This is a genomic window from Pseudomonas sp. AN-B15 (assembly GCF_019056475.1).
Lineage (GTDB): Bacteria > Pseudomonadota > Gammaproteobacteria > Pseudomonadales > Pseudomonadaceae > Aquipseudomonas > Aquipseudomonas parakoreensis.
In genome coordinates this window covers 2,646,752-2,659,237 of the sequence record NZ_CP049737.1, presented here as the reverse complement: position 1 = coordinate 2,659,237, position 12,486 = coordinate 2,646,752, and the positions used below count along the sequence as shown (strand labels likewise).

Genomic DNA, 12,486 nt, shown 5'->3' with positions numbered 1-12,486 from the left:
CTTTTGATCTTCAAAATCAAAATCAAAAGATCGCAGCCTTCGGCAGCTCCTACATTGGGATTGGTGGGGTTGGTGGGATTGGGTTAGCTGAGGACGACCACGCCGCCGGGCAGTTCGGTGCATTTGACGCCGTAGGCATCGCGGATCAGCAGGGCGACGCCGGCGAGTTGGTCGAGGCTGAAGCGGGCCTGGACGCGGCGTTGGCCGAGGTCGCGGTTGAGCAGCAGCAACATGCCGGGGCGGTAGCGGTTGATTTCGTCGATCATCTGGCTGAGGGTTGCGCCGTTGAATACCAGCACTTGTTGGCGCCAGTTCATCACTGCGGCGGTGTCGACGCTTTGCACTGCGCCCACTTGCTGCGCGTCGTAGGTCAGTTGTTCACCGGGCTGCAGGCGCAGGCTGTGGCCATCGACATTGACGTCCACCGAACCATCAAGGCACGTCACGCACACTTGCTGATCGGTGTTGCGCAAGTTGAACCGTGCCTGACTGGCGCGCAACCACCCTCCTCCAGCCTGCATCGCCAATGGCAGCCGCGCGGTTTGTACTTCGACTTCGCCGCTGACCAGTTCGAATCCCTGCACACCATCATCGCCAGAACGCTGGTTAATGCGGGTCTGGGTGTTGAGTTCCAGGCTCACGCCATCGACCGGTTCGAAACGCTTCTGCTGGCCGACTTCGGTGATGTAATCGGCGCCGAGCCCTTCGAAACCGCCGGGAATCGTGCCGCGCACCAGCAGGAACGCCGCCGATGCAGCGATGGCGCCACCGAGAAACGCCCGTCGACCGAAGCGTCGAGGCGACTGCAGCATTTCAGCGGCAGGCTGCAGGTTGTGCCACAACACCTTGGCCTGCTCGAAAGCCTGAGCATGTTCGGCGCTTTGCGCACACCAATCGCGCAAGGCGCGGGCGTCGGCCACGGTGGCGCGGCCCGAGGTCAGCAGGACCAACCAGTCGTGGGCTTCGCTGTGCAGATTGTCGGCCGCCGATGGCTTGGCAGGTGTCAGTCGAAAGATGTTCAAACGCGCAGGTTCTCAACGAAATGATCGGGCACTATTCAGAAGACGGTTTTCCGGCCCCGCGACCGAACCGCTGAAACACTTTTCTTTCCAGTTTCGCGGCGCAGAAGCCCAATGCGGCTTTGATTTCCTTTTCGACCATGCGCGTGGAGATGCCGAAACGCTGGGAGATTTCCAGGTGCGGTGCCTCCTCCAGCCGCGCCGCGATGAAGATTCGGCGACGCCGCGCGGGCAGCTCGTAAAGAGCACTGAGCAGCGACTGAATTTCCTTTTGCCCGCCCACCACCCGCGCCGGGTCCAGCGCCTCGTCGCCGACTTGCAGCAGCTCTTCGACTTCCTCGCCGGTGAGCAGGCGCGCATCGGCCTGACGGCGGTCGGCGGCGATGTTCAGGGCCATGCGATAGAGGTAGGCGTTGGGCCGCAGCAGGTTCGGCGGCGTCTCCATGCGGTCGACCCGCAGGTAGGTTTCGTGCAGCACGTCGTTGGCCAGGTCTTCCGAGCCGAGACGGCGTCGCAAGCGCACCCGAAAGTCCTCATAGGACGTCAGGAACAGCTGGACCATCGAACCTTGTCCGGTGTCTTTCATCCCCCGGAAACTCCTTCCCATTTGATGCATTCCATGCGTTTCCCTGACGACTCCGGTAACAACAGCAACGTGACCGGCTGACGCAACGCGCTGGGTGTGGGCCGGTCGATCCTCAGATTGCGAAAGCTCTCCACCAGCGCGGTATCGCGCCGTACATCACCGGTGGTGGTGACCAACCGGTTGTGCTGCACCACGCCGTCGCGCCCGACCCAGACCTGCAACACCGCGCGATAACTGCCCGGACGGGTCAGCGGCGAACGGCACAGGTTGCGCTCGATCGCCGCTTGCACCGCAGTGGCGTAGCTGCGACTGACAGCGGCACTGGCCGGGGTGGTTTTGTCCAGGGCCGACGGCACGTCTTCGACCTGCGCCACCTGCAAGGTGAACGCGTCGTCGCGGGCATAACGCGCCATCAGGCCGCTGCCGCCGAGCAAACGACGCAACGCATCGGCAGCGGTGTATTCGCCATCGACCGCCAATGAGCGCCGGCCACGACTCAACTGGCTGTCGACCAGCACCGCAACGCCCGTGGCGTGGCTGTACTGATCCAGCGCCCGGGCCAGATCCTGCGCCGGAATGTGCAGGGTCATGCGCAGGTCGGCCGGCAACGGTCCGGCTGTCGCCCCGCCGCTGAACCAGCCAAGCAGCAGCCCCAGACTCACCCGGCGCACGAGAGTCGCTGAACGCTGAAGACCGTCCCTGGAACTGCCTCGCTGCACGGCTGACGTACCCCTGAAAACCGTCATCCTGATGGCTGTTTATGAATCTGGTGTGACGGGCGGTGCAAAAAAACCATCACGGGATTCGCGCAAGGCTTGCACTAGACTGCCAATAGAGAGCGGCCGCTTCGGCCGGCCAGGAGGCTTGCATGAAATCACTGTGGAAAATCGCCCTCGGCGGGCTGCTGCTGAGCGCCTTCGCCAGTGCCCACGCCGAACAGCCGCTGGGCTGTGTGGAGGTAACGGTGGGCGGCTACAAGGCGCCGAATTACGATTGTCTGAGCCAGCAGATGGGCAACAATCCCGAGGGTGCTGCTGCTGCGCAGAAGAATCAGGAGGCAATGAACGCTCCCGTGAACAAACGGCCGCCAAATCAGGTTGGCCTCGCGACGCCGGCCGCAACAGGCACACGCATGGGCAACACCTTCGGCACCTCAGTCAAACCACAACGCCCAGCCGCGAATAACGGAACCTCCCCATTAACCAATAAATGAGTCAAACACCTGAGGCTAAGAAACTCACACACCTACAGAAAGGGGAAAAACACCTGTGGCGAGGGGATTTATCCCCGATCGTCTGCGCAGCAGTCGTCAATCCCGCTGACTCGGTTTATCTGACGGACCCGCGCCGGATAGTGTTGGGCCTGCTACGCAGGCCATCGGGGATGAATCCCCTCACCACAAGGAACACCTCAATCACAGGGTGTGTACGTCAGTCGCTTGGGATTTGGCGGAAGCTTACGGCCAGGCGATTCCAGCTGTTGATGGTGGTGACGGCCATGGTCAGATCCACCAGTTCGGCTTCACTGAATTGCGCTTTGGCCAACTGGTAAACATCATCCGGCACATGACTTTCAGCCAACAACGTCACCGCCTCGGCCCAGGCCAGCGCGGCACGCTCGCGGGGGTTGAAAAAGCCGCTGTCGCGCCACACCGCGATCGCATACAAGCGCCGCTCGCTCTCCCCGGCGCGGCGCGCATCCACTGAATGCATGTCGGTGCAAAATGCGCAGCCGTTGAGCTGCGAGGCGCGGATCCGGATCAGTTGCAACAGCGGCGCCTCGATGCTCAGGTCGCGGGTCAGCGCTTCCATGGCGAGCATGGCTTTCATCGCCTTGGGTGAGGCGTTGTAGTAGTCCAGACGCGGGGACATGGGCAGGTCTCGGAATGCGGGATAGTGGTTTTACGGTAGGCGCAAAGTGGTCGGCGTTACAGCCCCAATTCCACGAAAAACCGCCACACCATTGCCCCCCGGCCAAACACAAATCCCCTGTAGGAGCTGCCGCAGGCTGCGATCTTTTGACTTTGATTTTTTTCAAACAAAAGCAAGATCAAAAGATCGCAGCCTTCGGCAGCTCCTACACGGGTTGGGGCCAATTTGGAGTTTTTCGGGTAGGCAACTATTGTCGATCCCGCAACAGCGGTAATCTGGCCGACACCCCAATCGCCCCCGGAGCCGCGTCGGTATGGAACTTCACGTCGTGATCAATGGCCGCAAGGACCTGGCCGGCCAGTTGTACAACCAGCTGCGCGGCGCCATCGAATCCGGGCGTCTGGCCGCCGGCACACAGTTACCGCCGAGTCGCTTGCTGGCCGAGCAACTGGGGATCTCGCGCAAGACCATTTCCGACACCTACGCGCAGCTGACTTACGAAAACTTCCTCACCGGCGTCATCGGCAAAGGCACTTACGTCAACGCCCGTCCGGCGCAGATTCAGCGCAAGCAAAGGCACACCGAACTGGCCAGCGCCGAACAGATCGAGCGCTGGCGCAACCTGCCGATGTTCCTGCAGCACCCGACGCTAGAAGGTTCGCTGCGTTACGATTTTATCGGCGGCGCCACCAGCAAGGGCCAGTTCCCGCATGACGACTGGCGCCGTTGCGTCTCGCATGCGATGCGCCAGATGGCCGGCTCCAAAGGTTTCTACAGCGTCCCTGAAGGCTTGCCGGCACTGCGCAATGCGATTGCCCGGCACATCGCGTTTTCGCGCGGGATCAACGCTCAGGACGAGGACATCGTGGTGTGCAACGGCGCGCAACAGGCGCTGGACCTGATCACCCGCGTGCTGATCAGCCCCGGCAGCCGAGTGGCGATGGAAGACCCGGGTTATCCGCCGGCCCGCCTGCTGTTCGGTAGCCACGGCGCCGCAGTCAGCGGAGTTCCGGTGGATGCCGAAGGCATTGTGGTCGAACAGATTCCCGAGGGTACGCGGCTGATTTACGTCACCCCGTCGCACCAGTTTCCGCTGGGCATGCCAATGAGCCAGGCGCGCCGCGAGGCGTTACTCGCCCGGGCGTATGAACTGGGCGCGATCATCATCGAGGACGACTATGACAGCGAGTTCCGCTATGAAGGCCGGCCTACGGACTCCCTGTTCAGCCTCGACCAGCGCGGGATCGTTGCCTACGTCGGCACCTTCTCCAAGACCCTGCTGCCGGAGCTGCGCCTGGGTTATGCGATTCTGCCGCCGGCGATCCTCGAAGCGGTGATCCGCGCGAAAAAGCTCACTGACCAGCACGCTTCGACCTTGCCGCAATGGGCGCTGGCCAAGTTCATTGCCGAAGGTTGCCTGCTCAAGCACATTCGCCGCTGCCACGCGATTTACGCCCAGCGCCGCGAGCGGATTCTGGCGCGCATGGCCACGGATCTGTCGCCGTGGCTGGAGGCGATTCCGCCCAGCGCCGGGTTCCACATGGCGGTGCTGTGCAAGGTGCCGGTCGATCTGGCGCTGGTGATCGAGCTGGCGAGAAAGGTCGAGGTCGGGTTGTATCCCATCGACATTTTCTATTATCAACAGCCGGTGAGGAGCGGCCTGTATTTCGGCTTCGGCGCCATCGAAACCCTCGACATCGACACCGCTCTGGATCGCCTGCGCGACATTCTGCAACAAGTGGCGTGAATGATTGGTCTGCGCGATTAACCGCCGATTGGTTATTGGTGATCAACCGGTGCGGGCCTATTCTGCATGGGCGTTATCCCTCAATGAGCAGGATTCGTCCGGCCTGATTCAGGAGAGTGAGCAATGTCCAACGAAGTGATCAACACCGTCCAGGTGCGCGCTGCCGCCGGCCGTTCGGAAGAGCTCGGCCGGCAGTTGCAGAAGATCGTCGACACCCTGCGCCAGACACCGGGCTGCGACGCCTATATGGTCGACCGCTGCCCCGAGGACAACCAACGCTGGATGGTGAGCGCACGCTGGCAGTCGGAAGCGGCGATGCAGGCGCACTTCAACCGGCCCGAGGCGCAGGGGTTTATTGACCTGATCGATAGCCGTCTGGCCAATAGTGTGGATTTCAATAGTTTCCCCATCGTCTGACCGGACGCCTTCGCGAGCAAGCTCGCTCCCACATTTGGAATGCGTTCAACTGTGGGAGCGAGCTTGCTCGCGAAGGCGTATTCAGCCGCACTGCCGAACGATCGATTGGTCACCCGATCTTCCCGAATATTGGCCGTTTGCATGGCCCACCGCGCAGACTACTGTGATCACCACCCCCTCCCCAACTGGTGATCCGCCATGAAAGCCCTGCACCTTTTCACCTCCATTCTTGCCCTGTCCATGTCCGCTGCCGCGCTGGCCCACGACCCATCCGAGAAAGTCACGGTCCTGCAAGACCAGATGCTGAAAAACGCCCCCGGCAAGAAAGCCATGATGATTGAAGTCGACTACAAACCCGGCCAGTCCTCGATCGCCCACAAACACGACGGCACCGCCATGGCCTATGTGCTCGAAGGCGAAGTGATTTCCCAGGTCAAGGGCGAACAGCCGATCACCTACAAGAAAGGCCAGTTCTGGTACGAACCGGCCGGCTCCGAACATCTGGTGTCGAAAAACGCCAGCAACAGCAAACCGGCGAAGTTGCTGGTGTTCATGGTGTTGGCCCCGGACGAACAAGTGCTGATCCCCTTGACAAACTGATGGTTGTTGGCACAGCCATAAATAAAAAGGCGCAAAACCCTGTTTTGCGCCTTTTTATGTCCGGACGAAATTAACCGTTTTGCCTTAAAGCCAATAAAACTAATGCATTGCCACAACACGGAAAATTGTCAGCTTATTTACAGGTTGGCGGGTTTAGTCTGAATCAACTGTCGTGCGCCCGTCACAAACAGCCGCGACAACTCTGACGTTCCGACTGAAGTTGCTTCACGGGAGACTCACCATGAAACTTGCCTTTGCCAGTACCCTGGCGATATCGGTTTTAGCCTTGTCCGCCTGTTCCGTACCCACCGCGCCGAAAGCGGTGCCGTCCCTCGACACGCTGTTTACCCAACCGGTCGGCCGCAGCAGCGCCGCCCAGGTGCAAAGCGGTCCCGACGTGTCACTGGGCGTGGTCTACAGCCCGAGCACCCAGACCAACCGCGAATACCTGCGTGACTATCAGGCCAACGCCGGCACCGGTTTCGGCCAGAGCCTGCTGGTGCAGCCGATCCACGACGCCTACGTCAACACCTCGAAACCGGACATGGCCGTGGACTGGGTCAAGGCCTCGCTGCAACGCCAGTTCGGCTCCGTCACGGTGTACCCGGACATGCAGAGCCTGCGCGCGGCGCATCCCGACGTGGTGGCGATCATCGACACCCACAGCCAGTTGATCACCTCGCGCAGTTCCGACATCAAGGCTGATGTGAGTGCGGATTTTTATGATGCGAAGTTGAACTACATCGGTACAGCAAAAGGTTCTGAAGCGAAAGAACTGACGCCAGTTTGGGCCGACTTCAAAGGCTCGGAAGAAATCGTCGCGGATATTAATCAGCAACAGGATGTGCAAGTTCGGGCGTTGCAGAAGTTTGATCAGTCGTTGAGTAATTTATTGACCAGACCGACAGATAAAGTGTCGATGCTGGATAACAAACAAGTACATAAGTTGTATTGACTCCAAGGCCCTCATCGCTGGCAAGCCAGCTCCCACAGGTTTTGTGGTGATACCCCATCCCTGTAGGAGCTGCCGAAGGCTGCGATCTTTTGACTTTTAAAATCAAAAGATCGCAGCCTTCGGCAGCTCCTACAGGGAGCGGATCAACGAGCATAAAAAAGCCCCGGCATCTCACGACACCGGGGCTTTTTCATTCAACCACTACTCAGGCCGGTTCAAGCTCGGCATTCGCAGCAGCCGCAGGCACCACCGCCTGCCCGCTCAACGCGAGGTCCAGCAGTTCACGGTTGGCCACGGCGTACATGGCGTAGTCCGTGCCGCTCGCAGCACGGATTTCCACCAGCATGGCGCGCCAGCGTTCGATCATGCCTTCGTGCTGTGCCATCCACAGCGCCAGGCGTGCTTCCACGTCCTGGGTGCCGTCGCCCTGTTGCAGGACGGAGATGGTGATCGCACGTTGCTGCCAGTCCACATCATCACGGAACGCTTCACGGGCCAGAGCCTGCCAGTTGTTTTCAACCGGCAGCGCGCTGATCTGTTGCAGGTACCAAGTGATGTCCAGCGCACTGCCCACGGCGAAGTAGGCCTTGGCCACTTCAGCCGGATCCTGGCCAGTGACGTCGGACGCTTCGATGATCGGCAGCAGCGTGTACAGGTGCGAGGTGCCCGCCACCATACGCGCCAGCAACTCCGGCACACCGGCCGCGACGTAAGCCTGATAACGCGCCTGCCAGTTTTCACGGATTTCACCGCTTAGCAGCTCGTCGAGCTTCAGGCCCAGCTCCTTCAAGTGCGGACCGAAGTGCGCGACGTCACGGGCAGCGTTCTGCTCGTTGCGACGGGCACGCAGGAACCAGCGGGTAGCGCGACGGCCCAGACGCATCAGCTCGTCCATCAGCTCCAGTTGCACGTCAGCGGAGACCTGATAGTCCAGTGCTTCGATCTGACGGAACCAGTGCGGGAGGTGGAAGATGTCACGCACGATCACGTAGGCGCCGGCCACGTTCGCCGGGCTCATGCCGGTCGACTCTTTGAGTCGCTGAACGAAGGTGATGCCCATGTGGTTGACCAGATCGTTGGCGATCTGGGTGCTGACGATCTCGCGCTTCAGACGGTGACGACGCATGGCTTCGGAGAACTTGCTGACCAGGGTCGGCGGGAACGCCGTTTCCATGTCGCGGGTCAGATAGTCGTCGTCCGGCACCAGCGAGTTCAGCAGCTGTTCCTTGAGGTCAATCTTGCTGTACGAGATCAGCACCGACAGCTCGGGACGGGTCAGACCATGGCCTGCCGCAACGCGCTCGTTGATCTGCTCTTCGGTCGGCAGGAACTCGATGGCACGGTCCAGCTTGCCACGGCCTTCCAGATCGCTCATCAGACGCTTGTACTCGGCAATGCGCTCGTAGGCACGACGCGCCGCCAGGGACAGGGCCTGGGTCTGCTTGTAGTTGTTGCCCAGCACCAGACCACCGACTTCGTCGGTCATGCTCGCCAGCAACTGGTTGCGTTGCTTGTCGGTCATGTCGCCGGCCTGAACCACTTCGTTCAGCAGGATCTTGATGTTCACTTCGTGGTCGGAGCAGTCCACGCCACCGGCGTTGTCGATGAAGTCGGTGTTGGAACCACCGCCATTGAGACCGAATTCCACACGACCCAGCTGGGTCATGCCGAGGTTACCGCCCTCGCCCACGACTTTGCAGCGCAGCTCGTTGCCGTTGACGCGCAGTGCATCGTTGGCCTTGTCGCCGACGTCAGCATGGCTTTCGCTGCTGGCTTTCACGTAAGTACCGATACCGCCGTTCCACAGCAGATCCACCGGCGCCTTGAGCAAGGCGTTCAGCAGCTCGGTCGGGGTCAGCTTGTCGGCCTTGATGTCGAAGCGTTCTTTCATCTGCGGCGAGATGGCGATGCTCTTCGCGCTGCGCGAGAAGATGCCGCCGCCTTCGGACATGATGCTGGTGTCGTAGTCGGTCCACGCCGAACGCGGCAGGTCGAACATGCGCTGACGCTCGACGAAGCTGGTCGCCGGGTTCGGGTTCGGATCGATGAAGATGTGCATGTGGTTGAACGCGGCAACCAGTTGCAGCTTGTCGGACATCAACAGGCCGTTACCGAATACGTCACCGGCCATGTCACCGACGCCGACCACCGTGATGCTGTCTTCCTGGACATTGATGCCGCGCTCGCGGAAGTGGCGCTGTACGCCGACCCACGCACCCTTGGCGGTAATGCCCATTTTCTTGTGGTCGTAACCGGCGGAACCACCGGAGGCGAACGCGTCGCCCAGCCAGAAACCGTAGTCGATGGCGATGCCGTTGGCGATGTCGGAGAAGGTCGCAGTGCCCTTGTCCGCAGCGACGACCAGGTACGGGTCATCGTCGTCATGCCGCACGACGTTGGCCGGCGGCACCAGCGCGCCGTCTTTCAGGTTGTCGGTGATGTCCAGCAGACCGGAAATGAAGATGCGGTAGCAGGCGATGCCTTCGGCCGCGATCTCGTCACGGCTGCCGCCCAGTGGCAGACGACGCGGCAGGAAGCCGCCCTTCGCACCCACCGGCACGATGACCGAGTTCTTCACTTGCTGGGCTTTTACCAAGCCGAGGACTTCGGTACGGAAGTCTTCTTCACGGTCGGACCAGCGCAGACCACCACGCGCCACGTTGCCGAAGCGCAGGTGCACGCCTTCGACGCGTGGCGAGTACACGAAGATTTCGAACTTCGGAACCGGCTTCGGCAGCTCAGGGATCGCGTGCGGATTGAACTTGAAGCTGAAGTACGACTTGTTCTGGCCGTTGGCGTCAGTCTGATAGAAGTTGGTACGCAGGGTGGCTTTGATCAGGTCCAGGTAACGACGCAGGATGCGGTCTTCGTTGAGCACCTGAACGTCGTCCAGGGCGGTCAGAATCGCCTGCTCCAGACGCTGTTGCTTGTCTTCCAGATCATCGCTGCCCAGCTTGCGCGCCAGGTAAAAACGGGTCTTGAACAACCGGGTCAGCTCGCGAGCGATGTCGGTGTGGTTGTTCAGGGTGCTGGCGATGTAACCCAGGTCGAAGCCCAGACGGATCTGCTTCAGGTAACGGGCGTAAGCGCGCAGCAGCGCCACATCGCGCCACGGCAGACCGGCGGTCAGCACCAGACGGTTGAACGCATCGTTCTCGGCATCGCCACGGACGATGTGGACGAACGCGTCCTGCAGGGTGTCGTTGAGTTGCTGGATGTCGAGGTCCAGACCTTCGGCTGCGGTGAACGCGAAGTCGTGAATCCAGAACTCGCGGCCATTGGTGTGACGCAGACGGTACGGGAACTCACCCAGCACGCGCAGGCCGAGGTTTTCCAGAATCGGCAACACGTCGGACAGCGCCAGCGGGGTGTCGGCGTGGTACAGCTTGCAATGCAGCTCGCGCTGACCAGACACCTGGCCCAGCGGCTGATAGAAGCTCATCACCAGCGGATTTTTTTCGTTCAGGCTCAGCAGGTGCTGCATGTCGACCACGGCCGAATGCGCCGCGAAACGCTCGCGGTAACCGGCCGGGAAGCCTTTCGGGAAGTCCGCCAGCACGTTGGTGCCGTGGGCTTCGCCGAAGCTTTCGACGGTCAGGGCGGCGTAGTCGTCCTGCCAGCTGCGGCAGGCCTGTACCACTTCTTTTTCCAGCAGCAGCGGATCGATGTCGATGCGGTTCTTCGGATCAACACGCAGGATCAACTGCACGCGAGCCAGCACGGACTCGGAGAAGAAGGTCCAGAACTCGCAGTCGGTGGCCTTCAGGCGCTCCATCAGCACCTGCTGGATCTTCTGGCGCACTTCGGTGGAATAGATATCGCGCGGCACGTAGGCCAGGCAGTAGCAGAAGCGACCGTACGGGTCTTTGCGCAGGAACACGCGGATCTTGTTGCGTTCCTGGATCTGCACGATCGACATCACGGTGCTGAACAGTTCGTCGACCGGGGTCTGGAACAGGTCATCACGCGGCAGCACTTCGAGTACCTGCGCCAGTTCCTTGCCCAAGTGAGCCTTGGACTGGAAGCCGGAGCGGCGTTCGATTTCTTCGACCTTGCGGCGGATGAACGGGATGACCCGCACGCTCTCGCCATACACCGAGGAGGTGTACAGGCCCATGAAGCGGTGTTCCTTGATGACTTTACCGTCGGCGTCGATTTCACGGATCGACACGTAGTCCGGGTAGGCCGGACGGTGTACGCGGCTCGGGTGTGCAGCCTTGGCGAACGACAGCAGGGTCGGTTCGCGCAGGTAGTTCACTGCGTAGTCTTCGATGTGACGGTCTTCGTTGGTCAGACCGGTGCGCAGCAGCTTGGTCAGACCGAGGAAGGAATTCTGGTCGTATTCGATATGGCCGCCATCGGCCTGATCGACAACGGTGAACTCTTCGTAGCCGAGGAAGGTGAAGTGGTTGCCCACCAGCCATTCCAGGAAGCTTTTGATTTCGCTCTTTTCGTCGGCGTCGACGGCGAATGCGCTGTGATCGAGCTTGGTGAGGATCTCCTGCACCTTGGCCTTCATCGGCTCGAAATCAGCGACCGCGACGCGCACTTCACCGAGCACCTGCTCCAGCTCTTTGCTCAGCACATTCAGTTCGGCCGCGTTGGCGCAGCGGTCGATTTCCAGGTACATCAGCGACTCGTGCAGCACGCCTTCGCCGGTACTGCCTTTTGGCAGGATTTCCAGCAGTTCGCCCTTGCTGCCACGACGCACGCTGAGCACGGTGGTCTGCAGGGTGTGGATGCTGTAGCCGCGACGGTTCAGCTCGGTGCGGACCGAGTCGACCAGGAACGGCAGGTCGTGGTGCAGCACTTCGACCGCGGTGTGGGTCGACTGCCAGCCATGACGCTCGTAATCAGGGTTGTAGACGCGCACCTGCGGTTGCGCGTGATCGAAGCGCTCAAGCAGGCGCCACGCGGAAAGAGTACAGCCAGCGAGGTCGGAGAGGCGACGTTGAGTCAGCTCGTCCAGGGAAATGATGCCGAAGAATTGTTCAGCGAACAGCGCCACTTGTGGCAGTGCCTGTTCACTGATGTGCTGCGCCAGTGCCGCTTGCAGTTGGTGCTGGAAGTCGGCTTTGCTGGCTGCGGTGAAGAACGCCATCTGTGGTACTCCGCTTAAGCTTGTTATTGATGGAAAGCGTCGCGTGCAACACCCCTTGCGGGGCTTGTGTCGCCCTGTTCCTGAATCTCGGGCAGAGGAAACAGGGGGACAGGTGGGTGAAGCTGGACGAGACACTCAGGTCACATTCACCTTCCATTGAATGGGCATCTGCAAAAACGACTGTCGAGGC

At 60.9% G+C, this 12,486-nt stretch carries 10 protein-coding genes; 5 read left to right on the top strand and 5 right to left on the bottom strand.

Annotation, left to right across the window (positions count from 1 at the left end):
• Positions 1–83: 83 nt before the first annotated feature.
• From GTQ41_RS12025 to GTQ41_RS12015, 3 genes are read right to left on the bottom strand one after another with little or no spacing between them, the layout of a single operon-like run.
• Positions 84–1,022 (bottom strand): DUF4880 domain-containing protein, encoded by a 939-nt coding sequence (locus GTQ41_RS12025; protein ID WP_047293925.1) that lies wholly within the window; start codon positions 1,020–1,022, stop codon positions 84–86.
• 31 nt (positions 1,023–1,053) lie between these two features.
• The gene (locus GTQ41_RS12020; RefSeq protein ID WP_041062424.1) at positions 1,054–1,605 is read right to left on the bottom strand and encodes an RNA polymerase sigma factor; all 552 of its coding nucleotides are present in this window, start codon (positions 1,603–1,605) and stop codon (positions 1,054–1,056) included.
• A complete protein-coding gene (locus GTQ41_RS12015) occupies positions 1,602–2,267 on the bottom strand; it encodes a secretin and TonB N-terminal domain-containing protein (RefSeq protein ID WP_230679372.1) in 666 nt (221 codons plus the stop codon). Before GTQ41_RS12015 ends, GTQ41_RS12020 begins: the two co-directional genes overlap by 4 nt.
• Positions 2,268–2,473: 206 nt before the next feature.
• Here GTQ41_RS12015 and GTQ41_RS12010 point away from each other — a divergent pair, with 206 nt between their 5' ends.
• A complete protein-coding gene (locus GTQ41_RS12010; RefSeq protein ID WP_047293921.1) occupies positions 2,474–2,818 on the top strand; it encodes a hypothetical protein in 345 nt (114 codons plus the stop codon).
• Positions 2,819–3,035: 217 nt separating this feature from the next.
• On the opposite strand, the gene GTQ41_RS12005 is transcribed toward GTQ41_RS12010, so the two are convergent.
• On the bottom strand, positions 3,036–3,476 hold the full coding sequence (locus tag GTQ41_RS12005) for a carboxymuconolactone decarboxylase family protein (protein ID WP_041062432.1): 441 nt from the start codon (positions 3,474–3,476) through the stop codon (positions 3,036–3,038).
• A gap of 313 nt (positions 3,477–3,789) precedes the next feature.
• Between GTQ41_RS12005 and GTQ41_RS12000 the strand changes: the two genes are divergently transcribed.
• From GTQ41_RS12000 to GTQ41_RS11985, 4 genes are all read left to right on the top strand, one after another.
• Positions 3,790–5,223 carry a PLP-dependent aminotransferase family protein gene (locus GTQ41_RS12000; protein ID WP_047293920.1) on the top strand — a complete coding sequence of 478 codons (1,434 nt, stop codon included), beginning with the start codon at positions 3,790–3,792 and terminating at the stop codon, positions 5,221–5,223.
• A gap of 123 nt (positions 5,224–5,346) precedes the next feature.
• A complete protein-coding gene (locus tag GTQ41_RS11995) occupies positions 5,347–5,640 on the top strand; it encodes a putative quinol monooxygenase (protein ID WP_047293918.1) in 294 nt (97 codons plus the stop codon).
• Between the two features lie 198 nt (positions 5,641–5,838).
• On the top strand, positions 5,839–6,240 hold the full coding sequence (locus tag GTQ41_RS11990; protein WP_047293916.1) for a cupin domain-containing protein: 402 nt from the start codon (positions 5,839–5,841) through the stop codon (positions 6,238–6,240).
• A 241-nt stretch (positions 6,241–6,481) separates the two neighbouring features.
• Positions 6,482–7,195: an ATPase gene (locus GTQ41_RS11985; RefSeq protein WP_217325507.1), complete on the top strand. Its 714-nt coding sequence runs from the start codon at positions 6,482–6,484 to the stop codon at positions 7,193–7,195.
• A gap of 205 nt (positions 7,196–7,400) precedes the next feature.
• Here the strand turns inward: GTQ41_RS11985 and GTQ41_RS11980 are convergent, their stop codons facing one another.
• A complete protein-coding gene (locus tag GTQ41_RS11980; protein ID WP_047293913.1) occupies positions 7,401–12,296 on the bottom strand; it encodes an NAD-glutamate dehydrogenase in 4,896 nt (1,631 codons plus the stop codon).
• Positions 12,297–12,486 lie beyond the last annotated feature (190 nt).